Source organism: Pseudomonas sp. R1-7, assembly GCF_051132105.1.
GTDB lineage: Bacteria > Pseudomonadota > Gammaproteobacteria > Pseudomonadales > Pseudomonadaceae > Aquipseudomonas.
In genome coordinates this window covers 3,723,034-3,738,423 of record NZ_CP071661.1, presented here as the reverse complement: position 1 = coordinate 3,738,423, position 15,390 = coordinate 3,723,034, and the positions used below count along the sequence as shown (strand labels likewise).

Genomic DNA, 15,390 nt, shown 5'->3' with positions numbered 1-15,390 from the left:
CTCACTGGGCAGCGAACTGCATTTCAGGGACGTGGTCCGGCACGATCAGTTTGCCGGCGGTCTTGGCGACGATTTCCTCGACGCTGACGCCGGGGGCACGTTCCTTGAGAATAAAGGCGCCGTCCTGGATTTCCAGGTAGGCCAGGTCCGTCAGCACGCGCTTGATGCAATCGGCGCCTGTCAGCGGTAGGCTGCAACGGGGCAGCAGTTTCGATTCGCCGTCCTTGGACGCATGGGTCATGGTGACGATGATGTTCTCGGCTCCCGCCACCAGGTCCATCGCGCCGCCCATGCCCTTGACGAGTTTGCCGGGGATCATCCAGGAGGCAATGTTGCCTTCGACGTCCACTTCGAACGCGCCGAGCACCGTCAGGTCGATGTGGCCGCCACGGATCATGGCGAAGGATTCGGCCGAGGAAAAGATCGAAGCGCCGATGCGCGCGGTGACGGTCTGCTTGCCGGCGTTGATCATGTCGGCGTCAACTTCCGCTTCGGTGGGGAACGCGCCCATGCCGAGCAGGCCGTTTTCCGATTGCAGCATGACTTCCATGCCTTCGGGAATGTAGTTGGCGACCAGGGTCGGAATGCCGATACCGAGGTTCACGTAGTAGCCGTCTTGCATTTCGCGGGCGACGCGCTGAGCCATTTGTTCGCGGGAAAGTGCCATGGTGTCATTCCTTCATTCGGGCCGGGGGCAGGGGATCACTTACGGACGGTGCGCTGTTCGATGCGCTTTTCGAACGTGCCGCAAATGACCCGGTCGACGTAGATGCCGGGGGTATGGATCTGTGCCGGGTCCAGCTCGCCGGGCTCGACGATTTCTTCGACTTCCACCACGGTGATCTTGCCCGCGGTGGCCGCCAGCGGATTGAAGTTCTGCGCGGTGTGACGATAGATCACGTTGCCGAAATGGTCGGCTTTCCAGCCTTTGACGATGGCGAAGTCGCCGGTGATGGATTCTTCCATCAGGTACTGGCGGCCATGGAATTCGCGCACTTCCTTGCCTTCGGCCACGGGGGTGCCGACCCCGGTGGCGGTGAAGAACGCCGGGATGCCTGCGCCACCGGCGCGCATTTTTTCGGCGAGGGTGCCTTGGGGGGTGAGCACGACTTCGATCTCGCCGCTCAGCAGTTGCTGTTCGAACAGGGCGTTTTCACCCACGTAGGAAGCCACCACCTTGCGGATCTGGCGGTCCACCAGCAGCACGCCGAGGCCGAAACCGTCGACGCCGCAGTTGTTGGAGACCACGGTAAGGTCTCGGGTGCCCTTGCGCTTGATCTCGGCGATCAGGTTTTCTGGAATGCCACACAGACCGAAGCCGCCGGCGATGATGGTCATGCCATCCTTCAAGCCCTCCAGCGCTTCTTCGTAAGAGCTCACGCGTTTGTCGAAACCTGCCATAGACACCTCTTTTATTCTTGAGTGGGGTCGCAATGAAATGCAGTGTTGCGCCAAGTCATATATTTGTTAAGTTGATTTTTAGATTTGATTGATTGATAAAACTCAATAATTGCCCTCGGAGCGCAGCGACCATGACCCTGAAGCAAATCCGTGCGTTCCTGGCCGTGGCCCAGAGCCTTAGCTTCGCCGTGGCCTGCGAGCGGCTGCATCTCTCCCAATCGGCCCTGAGCTTGACGATCAAGGCCCTGGAAGAAGGGCTCGGTGGTCGCCTGTTCAGCCGCAACACGCGCAACGTGGCGTTGACGCCCGAAGGCGAATCACTGCTGCCACTGGCCCGTCGGCTGGTGGCCGACTGGGACAACGCCGAAGACGAAATGCGCCAGCGCTTTACCTTGCAGCGTGGCCGCGTGACATTGGCGGCGATGCCATCCTTCGCCGGCAACCTGTTGCCGCCGATCCTCAAGACCTTCCGCGCGCGCTTCCCGAATGTCAACGTCACGGTCAACGATGTGATCAACGAGCAGGTGCTGGAAATGGTCCGCGATCGTCATGTGGAACTGGGCGTGGCGTTCGAGCCCATGCAGGGCTCGTCATTAGCGTTCACGCCGTTGTACCTCGATCGTTTCGTCGCGGTGGTGCCCTTGGATTCGCCATTGGCCCAGCGCGACGAAGTCCAATGGCAGACCCTGCTGGAACAGCCGTTCATCACCCTGCAACGGCCTTCTACCGTGCGGGTGATGCTGGAGGAGCATCTGCAAGCGCGGGGCATGAAATTGCCGGTGGAGTTCGAGAGTCATCAACTGGCGACCGTCGGGCGAATGGTTGCCAGCGGCCTCGGCGTGAGCGCCGTGCCGGCCTTGTGCGTCGGCCAGATGCACGAACTGGGCGCCCGTTGCATCACCCTCGGCGATCCGGTGATCGAACGGGCCATCGGCGTGCTGACCAAGCCGGGCTACGAGCTGTCTGCGGCGGCCCAGGCGTTGTTCGATACGTTCAGGGATCAGGATATCGGGACGCAGTTGATCGTGGGGTGACCACCGGGCCTTTGCGGAAGCGAGCAAGCTCGCTCCCACAGGGGACGGAGTGCGCTTCAGGTCAGCAGCGGTAGCAATTCTTCACACGGCACTTGCACCTTCAAATCCAGCAACTCATCAGCCCGGGTCTTGCCCCGGTTGATCGCCAGCAGTGGCTTGCCCTGGTCCTTGGTTGCTCGACAGAGGCGAAAGGCCGAATACGCCATCAACGAAGAACCCACCACCAACAGCCCATCCGCTTGTTCTACGGCTTGCGTGGCGCGGGTTGCGGTGGTGGCGGCGACGTTTTCTCCGAAAAAAACCACGTCGGGTTTCAGCCGCTCGCCATCGCAATGAGGGCAACGGGGGATCTGGAAGCGCGCCTCGAATGCCGGATCCAGCAGCGTATCGCCGTCCGGGGCTTGTACCGCGTCGACGCCGGCCAGGTAAGGGTTTTGCCTTTCCATCATGATCTGGATTTGCTGGCGGTCGCTCTGCTGGCCGCAATCCAGGCATAGCACCCGATGCAGGCTGCCGTGTAGCTCGATGACCTGGCGGCTTCCGGCCTGGTCATGCAAGGCGTCGACATTCTGGGTGATCAGCCCGCTGATGCGCTCCGCCACTTGCAGCGCCGCTAGGGCTTCGTGGGCCAGGTTCGGGCGGGCCTGGCACAGGCGTGGCCAGCCGAGCATGGCTCGCGCCCAGTAGCGCCTTCGCGCCTCGGGCTTGGCGAGGAATTCCTGGTACATCATCGGTTGCCGGCCCCGTCGAACGCCGTCGCTGTCACGGTAATCGGGGATACCGGATGGGGTGCTGATGCCCGCGCCGGTCAGCACCAGGAAGCGGCGCCCGGCCAGGTATTCCTGCAGTTGTTCGATCGGTTCACGGTGTAGATCGTCGGGCATTGCTGGGCTCCGCTGGCTAGGAGTCGTTGAGGTTAGCATCGTCCTCTCGGTACGCCTTTCGTCGCTCTCCGGCGCTGTTTCTTCAAACTTTCCCGGTGCGGGGAACATCCACCTTATGTGCGGTATTTCAGAGCTCTCGCACTTGCAGTGCGCCAATGAACACTGAACAAGGAGAACGCAATGGCAACCCCTAAAGAGAACCTGCTGGATTGGCTCAACGATGCTCACGCCATGGAACAGCAAGCGGAGAAAATGCTCAAGGCCCAGGCCGAGCGCCTGGAACATTATCCGGTGCTCAAGGCCCGGATCGAACAGCACATCGAAGAGACGCTCGGGCAGCAGAAGCTGGTGGAACAATGCATCCAGCGCCTGGGCGGCAGCCCGTCGATGCTCAAGGACATGGCCGGCAAGCTGATGGCGTTTGGTCAGGCCATGGGCGGCATGGCGATGAGTGACGAAGTGGTCAAGGGCGCCATGAGTGGCTACGTATTCGAGAACCTCGAGATCGCTTCCTACACGGTGCTGATCGAAGCGGCAAAAGTGGCCGGAGACGTGGAAACCCAACGGGCTTGCGAACAGATCCTGCCCCAGGAGATCGCGATGGCCGATTGGCTGCGCGATCACTTGCCGGAAATCACCCAGGCGTTCCTGGAGCGTTCGGCCAATCCGCATACCGAAGCCAAGCGCTGAGGCTTGAACCCTCAGGAAGAGGCGCGGCCGGACGCGTTCCGGCCATGCCCGAACCTGCCGTCAAACACAAAGAGGACAGGTATGAAGCAGACCACCGGTGAGGTAAGAGCCATCAATCGGCAGAGCGCCAGGGTGGGCGTTTACGTGACAGAAGAGGACGGCCACACGGTGCTCGAGCTGGGGCCCGCCAATGACGTTGATATTGGCGATGTCATGGAATGGGACAGCGGCACGGCGGTGGGCACCCACACCTATCGCAACCTGACCAAAGGTTGGGCAGATGAGGTGTATGTGGCCAAGCATGGCGTTGCGGCAGCGAACCTTGAGGTGCAATTGTTGGTGGGATCCTGATAGCCGCTCGTGCAGGAGGAGAACATGAGTGAATTGAAATGTGGCTGCCCCGGCTGCCATTGCGACGTCGATCCCGAGCGGGTGTTCAATCATGACGGCGAGGCGTATTGCAGCCAGGCCTGCGCAGAACAACATCCAAACGGCGAGCCATGCCCGGCGCAGGACTGCCATTGCGAACGCAGTGGCAAGGTCGGCGAGCGGGACATTACCAACAATCAGCTGGATGAAGCGCTGGAGGAGACGTTTCCGGCCAGCGATCCTATCTCGCCCTGAATAACGCTTTATCCGGGTATCGGCGACAGGTACCCGGACGCCGCAAGCCGGTCAGTGCGGTGGTGCAAGACAACACCGGCAGCCCGCGAGTTTTGGCTTCCTGGAACGGCGCGAGGCCAGGGTGACGAGACCGGTGCAGAGGGGTGCCGGCGCCACTCGGCCCTTGGCGGACGGCGTGGAAAGACACGCACTGTTTTTAAAGGTTCGGAGCAGGGCCGTTGTGTGAGCGAGCCTGCTCGCGAAAGCATTCGAAAGTTCAATATTTTATATTGGGTGACCCATTGCATTCGCGGAGCAGGCTTGCTCCCACTTACTTGCGCATCCTGGTGACGTTAATTAGCCGCCGCTTGGGTGATAGCAAATTTCAATTTATTGCAAGCGCAGCGGTATATAAATAAAGGCATTGACCGTTCGTCGCCCTTGGAAGAACTTTCTTCAAACCTTGGATGCGTCATGTTTTCCGAATAAGTACGAACCAGCGGGGTTCGCAAATAGCAACTAACGAGGTGAATGAAATGGCAAATACAGGTAATAACAACCCTGGCAATTTCGCTAACGATCGTGAGAAAGCATCGGAAGCCGGCAAGAAAGGCGGCCAGGCATCGGGTGGCAACTTCGCCAACGATCCGGAACGCGCAGCCGAGGCCGGCCGCAAGGGTGGCCATATGTCGGGTGGCAATTTTGCCAACGATCCGGAACGTGCCGCAGAGGCGGGCCGCAAAGGTGGACAAGCCTCGGGTGGCAATTTTGCCAATGACCCTGAACGGGCATCGGAAGCCGGGCGCAAAGGGGGCCAAGCCTCTGGCGGCAACTTCGCCAATGACCGGGAAAAAGCTTCCGAAGCCGGCAAGAAAGGTGGTGAAAACAGCCACGGCGGCGGTCGTAAATCGTAATGTTCCGTGGTCTACAGGCCTCATGTCACTGACATGAGGTCTGTAATCGGCCACCTTGTAAAGTGTGTTTTATAGTTGGGCATGTCATGTCCGGCTTCGCTTAACTATTCATTATTAAGACATGGCTGGTTTTGTATGGCTTGCAACTACCATTCGTCTTCTACTGTGAATAAAAAATAAATTTTATTCGTTCAACTTCTTCTGACTCTCATGGGCCTGTCGCCGGCAGGGTTCCCATGAACTGTGTCCTGACCGAGGAGTTCAATCATGTTCCTTCATAACAAACGATTGCAATATACCGTGCGTGTCGCCGAGCCCAATCCAGGACTCGCCAACCTGTTGCTCGAGCAATTTGGCGGCGCCCAGGGCGAGCTGGCGGCGGCGTCGCGTTATTTCACCCAGGCTTTGTCGGAGGATGATCCGGGCCGCAAGGATCTGCTGATGGACATCGCCACCGAGGAACTCAGCCACCTGGAGGTGATCGGCTCGATCATCGTGATGCTGAACAAGGGCGCCAAAGGCAAGATGGCCGAAGGTGTCGAACAGGAGGGCCAGCTGTACCGCGACATCAACGGTGCCGGCAACGATTCCCACATCACCAGCGTGCTGTATGGCGCGGGTTCGCCGTTGACCAACTCGGCTGGTGTGCCTTGGACCGCTGCGTACATCGACACCATCGGCGAACCTACGGCAGACATGCGTTCGAACATCGCCGCCGAAGCCCGGGCGAAAATCGTGTATGAGCGGTTGATGAACGTGACCGATGACCCGGGTGTAAAAGAAGCCCTCGGCTTCCTGATGACCCGTGAAATCGCTCACCAGTTGTCCTTCGAAAAAGCCCTGCATTCCATCCAGCCCAACTTCCCACAAGGTAAGCTGCCCGGCATGCCGGAGTTCACCAACGTGTACTTCAACATGTCCCAAGGCGAACCTTCGGTGCGCGGCCCTTGGAACCAGGGCGACGATTGGGAGTTCGTCGAGAACCCAACGCCGGCGGTCGACGGTGGTGATGGCTTGGCCAGTGTCCAGTTGAGTCAGAAAGACGAAGCGCTGTTGATGGACATGAAGGCGCGGACGATGTCCAACCCGGAAAGCAACCCCACGACAGGCGCGGACCTGGGCGCAGGGATGCAAAACGAGAAACTGTGAGGCATCGGCGGGGGGGCCTGGCTCCCTCGCCTGAACATATGACTTGATCGTCCCTGTGGTTGCGGGTGACGATCAGGCACCGTGCGGTTAAATCAACAAGGACACTCGATGGACCAGCCCACCTCCCGGATCCGATCGCCCTGGCGTACATGGCTTGATCCTGTGCAAAACAATCTGCTGCTGGGGGTGACCTTCTGGCTCGGGTTGGCCCTGGTCGCCGTGCTGTTGCTCTATAGCGGCTACAACGCGCTGGTGGGGGCCGATCGCCAAAACCTGGGCTATGCGGCGCTGGGCGGGGCCTCCGGCTTTGCCGCTACGGCGCTGGGGGCGATGATGGCGGTGGTGCTGCGCGATATTTCATCGCGTACCCAGGACATCATGTTGGGTTTCGCGGCCGGCATGATGCTCGCGGCCAGTTCGTTCTCGCTGATCCTGCCGGGCATCGAAGCCGCGCAGATCATCTGCGGCAATCAATTGCTCGCCGCGTTGGTCGTCGTCATTGGCCTGGGGCTGGGCGTGGCACTGATGGTCGGCCTTGACCGCTTCGTACCCCACGAGCACGAGTTGAGTGGACGTCGCGGCCCCGAGGCCAAGCGCATCAATCGGGTCTGGTTGTTCGTCCTGGCAATCACCTTGCACAACCTGCCGGAGGGCATGGCCATTGGCGTGAGCTTTGCCAACGGCGACTTCAAGGTTGGCCTGCCCCTGACCACCGCGATCGCGATCCAGGACATTCCCGAAGGCCTCGCCATCGCCATGGCGCTGCGAGTGACCGGGATCAGCACGTTGCGCGCCGCGCTGATTGCGGTCGGCTCAGGCTTGATGGAACCCCTGGGGGCGGTGATCGGGCTGGGCATGTCTTCCGGCGTGGCGGTGGCTTATCCCATCAGCCTGGGCCTGGCGGCGGGGGCGATGATCTTCGTGGTGTCACACGAAGTGATTCCGGAAACCCACCGCAACGGCCACGAAACGCCGGCGACCCTGGGCTTGATGATGGGGTTCGCTGTGATGATGTTCCTGGACACTGCGCTGGGTTGAGGCTGCGCCTTGCAACCCTCCGTCCAGCCGTTCGCAGATTTCTTGAACATCCACAAAATCGTCCGAGTCAGTGTTGAACAGGTGAAGCGTGGCTTCACCATTCACTGATCGGAGGATCTCCAAATGGCCAGAAAAACAGTGACGGACCTGTTCATTCATGAGCTGTCCGACGTCTATAGCGCTGAAAAGCAGATCACCCGCGCATTGCCGCGCATGGCCCGTGCCACCACCAATCCGCTGTTGGCTCAGGCTTTCAACGATCACCTTGAAGAAACCCAAGGACAGATCGAACGCATCGACACCTTGGTCGAAGTGGCGGGCATCAAGCTCAAGCGCATGAAGTGCATCGCCATGGAAGGGTTGGTGGAAGAGTCCAAGGAACTGATCGAGGAAATCGACAAAGGTGCGGTGCTCGACGCGGGGTTGATCGGCGCTGCGCAGAAAGTCGAGCACTACGAAATCGCCAGCTACGGCACCTTGATCGCCATGGCCAAGCATCTGAACCTGGGCGATGAAGTGGTTGGCCTGCTGCTGGCGACGCTCAAGGAAGAAAAAGCCACCGACGAGAAGCTGTCGAAGATAGCCGAGCAAGGTGGCAACCAGGCGGCGACGATGGAATCCTGATGTCGACATAACCGCTTTTTGTCCAGTATCAGAAAGGGCATTGGTGTTCTCACCAGTGCCTTTTTTTCTAGCGAAACCCAGCCCAGCGGCCCCGGCGACCACACGGCGTCAAACCGTCAAACTCGTTGGAACTCGGCTCCCGCGCGTCCCGTCACTTGTTCTGAGAGGCACTGATCCAGGCATCGCGCAGGCAGTGCCTGATGTTGAGTTTTTCATCACGGAGGCGATGGACAGACATGACTATCCCGGACAACAACCCCGAGCGACAAAGCGGCACCGCAAGCCAGGGGCGAGCTGAAGAGCCCCTGAACCACATCAAGGATGACGTGAACGAAGCCATCGGCAGCGCCCGCGAACGGGCCGATGCGCATTTCGGCCAGTACCGCGATACTGCGGCGGATCAGATCGACGCGTTGGCGCGTGGCGCCAAATCAGCCATGTCGGAACTCGAAGCCAACGACACGCTGGGCTTGTCGCACTACTTGGCAGACATGGCCGACAGCATGGGCGGCCTGGCCAGCAAGTTGCGCCACAAGAGCGCTGAACAGCTGTTGCAGGACGGCTCGCGCTTGGCGCGGGAAAACCCAGGGCTGTTCCTCGCCGGCAGCATCGCCGTGGGCTTCGGGCTGTCGCGGTTCCTCAAAGCCGGCACCTCTCCGCTGGCCACAGAGGTCGACAACCCTGGGGCCGGGCAGGCGGAGCCACCGGCCGAAGGCTTCGGCGCACAGCCCTTCGATCCGATGCCCGACCCTATTGGTCCGGGGGCGGCGACCCGCAGCGGACTCGCCACAGGCGTTACGCCGACTTCGCCCAGCGTGCAGGACCATCCCAGTGATTCAGCCACCGGCTCGCTGCCGGGCTCGGCCAATACCAGAGGAGAATTGTGATGAATCGACCAGACCCGGATATCCAGCGTTCCGCAGGGGCCTCGGTGCCCGAAAACGATGCCTCGGTCATGGGCCTGCTCAGGCAGTTGACCCACGAAGTCCCCTCACTTTTTACCAAGGAACTGGCATTGGCCAAGGCGGAATTCCAGGCCAGCCTCAACACCCTGAAAGCCGGTATCGCCGGCGTGGCGGGCGGCGCCATGGTACTGATGGCCGGCTTCATCATCTTGCTGATGGCGGTGGTGTATGGCCTGAGCACCATGATGGCGCCCTGGCTGGCCGCGCTGATCGTGGGCGTGGTGGTGATGATCATCGGTTTTGTCATGGTGCAGTCCGGCAAGAAGCAATTCGAACCGTCCCATTTCAAGCCTGACCGAACGCTCGACGCCTTGAACAAAGATCAGGAAGCCCTGCGGAGGAAAGCCTCATGAAGGATGAATTCAAAACCGAATCGGAAAAAAGCCCGGAGACCATCGAGCGCGAGATCGATGAGCAGCGCGCCCATATCAGCCACATCGTCGATGCCTTGGGCAGCAAATTCACCCCAGGGCAAATGCTCGATCAGGCCTTGGGCCTGGTAAAGGGAAATGGCGCGGAATTTTTTGGCAACCTGGGCACTACGGTGCGCAACAACCCGGTGCCGACTGTGCTGACCACGGTGGGCCTGTGCTGGTTGATGCTCGGCCAGAACCACCCACCTCGGGTTGGCTATCGCGTCGGGCCTGACCAGGATTCCAGCGGCTGGACCGATGGGCTGGCCAGTGGGTTGGGCAGTGCCAGGAACCATTTGCATGACACCACCGACTCCTTGCGCGAAGGCTTTCACCACCTCAAGGACAAGGCCTCGCACCTGGCCGATGATTTGGGCGCCAGTGCTCGTCACGCCCGCAGCCGTGCACATGAAACGGGTGATCGAATGGCCCAGGGGTCGCACGACCTGGGCGATCAGTTCAGCCGCCTGCTCAAGGAGCAACCGTTGATGATGGCGGCTGCGGGTATCGCCTTGGGCGCCATGTTGGGCGCGGCCTTGCCGAGTACTTCCACCGAACAGCGGGTAATGGGCAAGACCAGCGCCGGCCTGGCCGACAAGGCCAAGCAAAAGGCGCGCGAGGGCTATGAAACGGTGCGCGATACGGTGAGCAAGACCACCGAGCATCGTGATGAGCCTGGCGTCACACCGGCCAACGGACGGGCGCATTCCGGCGCGGATCTTTCCGGCGGGCTGGGGACTTAGTCGGTGCCCACAGGTGGGGCGCGGGTGGATCCGCGCCGCACCTGTCAATCTTGACAGTAGCTTCGGCCGTCGTTCGGTTATTTCATGAGAAATACGCCGTCCTCAAGGAAGCAGCACATGAGACATCAGGTCCCGTTTACCGGCCATCTGGTCTTCATCGGCTTCGGCTCCATTGCCCGGGCCACCTTGCCCTTGCTGCTGGGACAAGATCACATCGAGGTCCGGCAGATCACCGTCATCGCCCCGGTAATCGAACAGAACATCTGGTTCAAGGAACGGGGCATTCAGTTTGTCTGTGAGGCGTTGACCGAGCAGACCTTCGCGCAAACCCTGGATCGCTTTGTCCAACCGGGGGATTTCATTGTCAACCTGTCGGTGGAGGTCAGCTCCCTGGCGGTCATTGCCTATGCCTTCGACAAGGGCGCGCTGTACCTGGACACTTGCGTCGAGCCCTGGGCCGGCGGCTACAACGATCCACAGTTGGACTTTTCCCACCGCACCAATTATGCGTTGCGCTACCAGGTGCTGGATTTGCGCAAGCGATTGGGCAGGGGGCCGACGGCAGTGGTTGCCCACGGTGCCAACCCTGGCTTGATCACGCATTTGCTCAAGGCTGGTCTGATGGAATTGGCCGTGCAGTTGGGCCATCCGCTACCTGAGGCCGGTGAGGGGATCGACTGGGCCAGGTTGTGCATGGAACTGGGCATCAAGGTCATTCATTTTGCCGAACGCGATACCCAGTGCTCCCAACGTCTCAAAGAGGATGATGAGTTCGTCAACACCTGGTCGGTGCACGGTTTCATCAGTGAGGGCAGCCAGCCGGCGGAGCTGGGTTGGGGCAGCCACGAGCGCACGTGGCCACCTTCCGCGCGGCGCCACCGCTTCGGCAGCCGTAACGCGATTTATCTGGAACGGCCCAGCGCCAGCGTGTTGGTAAAGACTTGGACGCCCCTGGGCGGTCCATGCCTGGGCATGATGATCACCCATCACGAAACCGCTTCGACGGCTGACCTGCTGACCGTCAAGGATCAACGCAGATTGGTCTATCGGCCGACGCTGCATTACGCCTATCACCCTTGCAATGACGCGTTGCTGTCGGTACACGAACTGATCGGCCGAGATTGGCGGCCACAAACCCGGCAACGCATCCTCAACGGTGAAATCGACAGCGGCGGCGTCGATGCGCTGGGCGTGTTGTTCATGGGGCACGACTGGAATGCCTACTGGTTCGGCTCGCTGTTGAGCATCGATGAAGCTCGGGCGCTGGTGCCATTCAACAACGCCACCAGCCTGCAAGTGGCGGCGGGGGTGCTGTCGGGGATCGTCTGGGCGGTCGAGCATCCGGACTGCGGTATCGTCGAACCCGAACAGATGGACCATGAGCGTGTGCTGGAAATTGCCAGGCCCCACCTTGGCACGTTGGTGGGCCAACGCACCGACTGGACCCCCAGTGGTGCCAACCCCGAACCTTCAGCCGAGGGCCCGGCGGAGGACTGGCAATTCGGACACTTCACCCGATTCTAACTGCCGCTCCCTCGCCACCGGGAACCGACCCGATTCCAATGCCTATACTCAACGCCATGGATTCCTTGGTGCCGAGGTGGCGCAATCGTGCTGCGTTCGCTGATGCTGGTCGTGATGCTCGTCCTGGCGGGGTGCGCCACGTCACAGCGCGGCCAACCAGTCGCCACGGTAGCGATAGCCCAGGACACTTGGCGACAGGTTGACCGGCAGATCATCGCCGCGTCGAGAAGCGCCATCGAACAGGCTCAGCTGTACGCGCGCGGCTCGATGGAGCATTGGCGGGTGTTGGTCTACGAGCGCACGGAGGCCGAGTTCATCCCGTGGTTCAGCAGTTATTGGACCCAGGAGTGGTTGGCGTTGAAAGTCAGCTGGTATTCAGCCAGCGCCGAGGGCGAGGCGGACTCGGCCGCCAAGCGCCTGGCGGTTTACTTGCAGGAGCAGTATCGCGAGCAGGTGCTGGCGCCCGTCGCGGTGGAAATCGATCCCGAGGCGATCAGGGCCAACGCGACCGGTTACTACGTGCGCCTGCTCAATCAGCAGATCCAGGTAATTGCCCAGCGACATCGCATCCCGCCCGAAGTAATGAACCGGCGCTTGCACGTCATCACGGCCATCAACCTGGGCCCACCAGCGGCCCGCAACGCGTCGTTGTACGAGATGGTCCACACCGAACCGCTCAATACGCTACCGGCCTACGCGGCGTTGATCGATCATGTCGACAAGGCGGCGGACACCGGTTCAGGTCCGTCGGACGCGGTAATCGCCACAGTGGCGCAACGCACCAGTGAAAAAATCGAAGCGCAATTCGCCACGCGAGGGGCGGCCGGTGCGGCAGCGGCCGTGGCGGGAAAAGCCGCAGGGGCGTTGATTTCTGTCGGCGTGGCGGGCATCCGCGCGATGATCCACGAGGGCGAACGGGAGGAAATGGAAGCACAGATCCGCAAGAGCCTGAGCGCGGCGTTCGACGAAGCCTGGTTCAAGTCCCTCAAGCATCCCCTCAGCGGGGTGATGGCCCCGGTGTATTACCTGGCCGGGGAAATCGACGATAACCTGATGGAAGCCGATCTTTCCGGTCGGCCGGTGGAATTGCCTGCCGTCGTTCCTTGACCAGAGGCCCTTTTCCTAGTCCGACCCCAGCGTGACGCGACAACCCTTGCGATGGCGGATCTGTTCGTCCGTGGGGCGTTCCTTGATGAACTCGAAGCGCGGCTCGCCTTCGCTGTAAATCACCAACCATCCCCACTCCAATTCAGTTTCATCCTGCCCGGGCTGGGGCGGCGCGGCCCACCAGGGTTCTTTTTGCATGATCTGGCGCATCGTTTACCTCCTGCCGGTTGATCCTTGACTATAGACCGCCGGATTTCCCGACTAGCGCCCAGGCGATTTTGCGAAACAGTGTGCTCTGAACCTGCCCATCGGCGTCTAGCGTCTGTATCCCCGCACTCGAACGGGGAATGATTGGACCCTGCGCACATGCAAGCACTGTTGAACGAGATCCTCGATGCGGTTCGCCCCCTGATCGGTCAGGGCAAGGTGGCCAACTACATTCCCGCCCTCGGCACTGTGGCGGCCAATCAGTTGGGCATTGCCGTGTATAGCAATGACGGCGAGATGTATTGCGCGGGCGACGCCGAGACTGCGTTCTCGGTGCAGAGTATTTCCAAGGTATTCAGCCTGGTGCAGGCCATCGAGCATTCCGGCGAGGCCATCTGGGAGCGCCTGGGCCATGAACCCTCCGGCCAGCCTTTCAACTCCTTGGTGCAACTGGAGTTCGAACGGGGCCGTCCGCGCAATCCGTTCATCAATGCCGGAGCCTTGGTGATCTGTGACATCAACCAGTCACGCTTTGCCGCTCCGGCGCTGTCGATGCGTGATTTCGTACGACGTCTGTCGGGTAATCCCCAGGTGATGGTCGACGGCAAGGTCGCCGAGTCGGAGTACCAGCACCGTGCCCGCAACGCGGCGATGGCCTACCTCATGCAATCCTTCGGCAACTTCCATAACGATGTGGAAGCGGTGTTGCGCAGTTATTTCAGCCATTGCGCGCTGCGAATGAACTGCATCGACCTGGCCCGGGCGTTCTGCTTTCTCGCCAATGACGGTTTCTGCAAGCACAGCGGCGAGCAGATCCTCAGCGCTCGCCAGACCCAGCAAGTCAATTCCATCATGGCCACCAGCGGGCTGTACGACGAGGCGGGCAACTTTGCCTACCGTGTCGGCTTGCCGGGCAAAAGCGGTGTGGGCGGCGGGATCGTCGCCGTGGTGCCAGGGCAGTTTACGGTCTGCGTCTGGTCGCCGGAGCTCAACGCGGCCGGCAACTCCCTGGCCGGCATGGCGGCGCTGGAATTGCTTAGCCAGCGGATTGGCTGGTCGGTGTTCTAGGCTCTGTACGAAATGTATCCGCACTCGCCCATACTGCGTTGAAACGGGGCTCGGAATGCTCATGTACTCCAGTACACTCCGCTTCCTCGCCCCGTTTCGCCTTGTCTGGCCTTCGCGCGAACACATTTCATACAGACCCTTGGGACCAAAAAGGGCCCGCTCCTGACTCAGGAACGGGCCCTTTTTTGTTTGTGGGCTATCAGCAGAGGCGGTCGATGACCCGGACCTCGGAAGCGTTCTGCACCGATTGCCAGGCCTGGGTCAGCGTCTGCAACACGCGGCCCATGAAGTCTTTGTCGGCCGCGGCTTTCTTGCCGACGTAGCCTTGCCCGCGGCGGTACATCTTCAGTCGAGCGCAGAGATCCTGCTGGTGCTTGTCGAATTCCTCTTCCTGGGTGAAAGGCGAGAGGCAGTCCATATGGACTTGGCCGGTCTTGCTGATCCACAGGATATGGCTATCCAGGCTGTCCTTGTGTGCTGCGAACATGCGAGCCAGTTCATCAATAGATGGTTGATTGTTCAGATTCATGTGTAAGCCCCTTGACCATTTGGTTGATCTGTCTGGTGGTTCGCAAAACTTCGCTATTCGGTAAGTACCTGCCTGATACCGAAATCAGGCCGTCAGCGTTCGTCCGCAGGACTTCTGCGGGGTCGTGCATCGGTTATGTAGTGTTAATCGAAGGGCTGCTACGCAAATGCGCTACAACGAAGAGAAACAGCGAAGAATCTTCAGGCCAGTGTCGACTATAAAGGTCGAGCCCATGCGTCATGAGGATTGATTCGCCAGCGTTTCTCGTCCTTGTTACCGGACGGTCATGCCAGGTCAGCACCTTCAATCTGCCTTGTGGGCAGTCCCTTATCCAAAAAACAGCTCGGCGGTCAGACGAGCTTGCTCAAACATTTGCCTGTACTCCCGATCGGGGAGACGTCTGCATCATGCAAGGCGAAATCGGAGGCGTCAACGGTTTTGTAGTGATTATTTATGGTCACTACATATTGTCGGACAAAATGGTTTGGGTATGAAAA

At 60.3% G+C, this 15,390-nt stretch carries 19 protein-coding genes; 14 read left to right on the top strand and 5 right to left on the bottom strand.

The annotated features are described in order from the left end of the window. Window position 1: 1 nt before the first annotated feature. Together J3P79_RS16640 and J3P79_RS16635 are read right to left on the bottom strand one after the other, a co-directional pair. A complete protein-coding gene (locus J3P79_RS16640) occupies window positions 2-667 on the bottom strand; it encodes a CoA transferase subunit B (protein WP_434604292.1) in 666 nt (221 codons plus the stop codon). Window positions 668-702: 35 nt separating this feature from the next. Continuing rightward, the gene (locus tag J3P79_RS16635) at window positions 703-1,401 is read right to left on the bottom strand and encodes a CoA transferase subunit A (protein ID WP_434604289.1); all 699 of its coding nucleotides are present in this window, start codon (window positions 1,399-1,401) and stop codon (window positions 703-705) included. A gap of 131 nt (window positions 1,402-1,532) precedes the next feature. Between J3P79_RS16635 and J3P79_RS16630 the strand changes: the two genes are divergently transcribed. After that, entirely contained in the window at window positions 1,533-2,435 is a 903-nt protein-coding gene (locus tag J3P79_RS16630) for a LysR family transcriptional regulator (RefSeq protein WP_039589222.1), read from the top strand. 56 nt (window positions 2,436-2,491) lie between these two features. Here the strand turns inward: J3P79_RS16630 and J3P79_RS16625 are convergent, their stop codons facing one another. Beyond that, entirely contained in the window at window positions 2,492-3,319 is an 828-nt protein-coding gene (locus J3P79_RS16625; protein ID WP_434604285.1) for an NAD-dependent protein deacetylase, read from the bottom strand. 180 nt (window positions 3,320-3,499) lie between these two features. Between J3P79_RS16625 and J3P79_RS16620 the strand changes: the two genes are divergently transcribed. From J3P79_RS16620 to J3P79_RS16565, 12 genes are all read left to right on the top strand, one after another. Continuing rightward, the gene (locus J3P79_RS16620) at window positions 3,500-4,009 is read left to right on the top strand and encodes a ferritin-like domain-containing protein (protein ID WP_039589224.1); all 510 of its coding nucleotides are present in this window, start codon (window positions 3,500-3,502) and stop codon (window positions 4,007-4,009) included. 81 nt (window positions 4,010-4,090) lie between these two features. Continuing rightward, entirely contained in the window at window positions 4,091-4,360 is a 270-nt protein-coding gene (locus J3P79_RS16615) for a hypothetical protein (RefSeq protein ID WP_434604283.1), read from the top strand. 24 nt (window positions 4,361-4,384) lie between these two features. Beyond that, entirely contained in the window at window positions 4,385-4,633 is a 249-nt protein-coding gene (locus tag J3P79_RS16610) for a metallothionein (protein ID WP_039589226.1), read from the top strand. A 515-nt stretch (window positions 4,634-5,148) separates the two neighbouring features. Continuing rightward, entirely contained in the window at window positions 5,149-5,526 is a 378-nt protein-coding gene (locus J3P79_RS16605; RefSeq protein ID WP_039589227.1) for a general stress protein, read from the top strand. Window positions 5,527-5,793: 267 nt separating this feature from the next. Continuing rightward, the gene (locus J3P79_RS16600) at window positions 5,794-6,675 is read left to right on the top strand and encodes a manganese catalase family protein (protein WP_434604281.1); all 882 of its coding nucleotides are present in this window, start codon (window positions 5,794-5,796) and stop codon (window positions 6,673-6,675) included. 108 nt (window positions 6,676-6,783) lie between these two features. Then, window positions 6,784-7,713: a ZIP family metal transporter gene (locus tag J3P79_RS16595; protein ID WP_434604278.1), complete on the top strand. Its 930-nt coding sequence runs from the start codon at window positions 6,784-6,786 to the stop codon at window positions 7,711-7,713. Between the two features lie 123 nt (window positions 7,714-7,836). Continuing rightward, window positions 7,837-8,337: a ferritin-like domain-containing protein gene (locus J3P79_RS16590; RefSeq protein WP_030139706.1), complete on the top strand. Its 501-nt coding sequence runs from the start codon at window positions 7,837-7,839 to the stop codon at window positions 8,335-8,337. A gap of 236 nt (window positions 8,338-8,573) precedes the next feature. Then, window positions 8,574-9,224: a hypothetical protein gene (locus tag J3P79_RS16585; protein ID WP_434604275.1), complete on the top strand. Its 651-nt coding sequence runs from the start codon at window positions 8,574-8,576 to the stop codon at window positions 9,222-9,224. Next, window positions 9,224-9,655 (top strand): phage holin family protein, encoded by a 432-nt coding sequence (locus J3P79_RS16580; protein WP_434604273.1) that lies wholly within the window; start codon window positions 9,224-9,226, stop codon window positions 9,653-9,655. The genes J3P79_RS16585 and J3P79_RS16580 overlap by 1 nt, the downstream gene beginning before the upstream one ends. Then, on the top strand, window positions 9,652-10,458 hold the full coding sequence (locus J3P79_RS16575) for a DUF3618 domain-containing protein (RefSeq protein ID WP_434604270.1): 807 nt from the start codon (window positions 9,652-9,654) through the stop codon (window positions 10,456-10,458). The genes J3P79_RS16580 and J3P79_RS16575 overlap by 4 nt, the downstream gene beginning before the upstream one ends. A gap of 117 nt (window positions 10,459-10,575) precedes the next feature. Further along, complete coding sequence (locus J3P79_RS16570; protein ID WP_434604268.1) at window positions 10,576-11,982, top strand: saccharopine dehydrogenase NADP-binding domain-containing protein; 1,407 nt, start codon at window positions 10,576-10,578, stop codon at window positions 11,980-11,982. 87 nt (window positions 11,983-12,069) lie between these two features. Beyond that, complete coding sequence (locus J3P79_RS16565) at window positions 12,070-13,089, top strand: hypothetical protein (protein ID WP_434604266.1); 1,020 nt, start codon at window positions 12,070-12,072, stop codon at window positions 13,087-13,089. Window positions 13,090-13,104: 15 nt separating this feature from the next. Here the strand turns inward: J3P79_RS16565 and J3P79_RS16560 are convergent, their stop codons facing one another. Further along, the gene (locus J3P79_RS16560) at window positions 13,105-13,299 is read right to left on the bottom strand and encodes a hypothetical protein (RefSeq protein WP_039589239.1); all 195 of its coding nucleotides are present in this window, start codon (window positions 13,297-13,299) and stop codon (window positions 13,105-13,107) included. Window positions 13,300-13,455: 156 nt separating this feature from the next. On the opposite strand from J3P79_RS16560, the gene glsB reads away from it, so the two are divergent. Further along, window positions 13,456-14,364 carry a glutaminase B gene (glsB, locus tag J3P79_RS16555; RefSeq protein WP_434604263.1) on the top strand — a complete coding sequence of 303 codons (909 nt, stop codon included), beginning with the start codon at window positions 13,456-13,458 and terminating at the stop codon, window positions 14,362-14,364. A gap of 199 nt (window positions 14,365-14,563) precedes the next feature. On the opposite strand, the gene J3P79_RS16550 is transcribed toward glsB, so the two are convergent. Then, a complete protein-coding gene (locus J3P79_RS16550; protein ID WP_434604260.1) occupies window positions 14,564-14,893 on the bottom strand; it encodes a hypothetical protein in 330 nt (109 codons plus the stop codon). Between the last annotated feature and the right edge of the window lie 497 nt (window positions 14,894-15,390).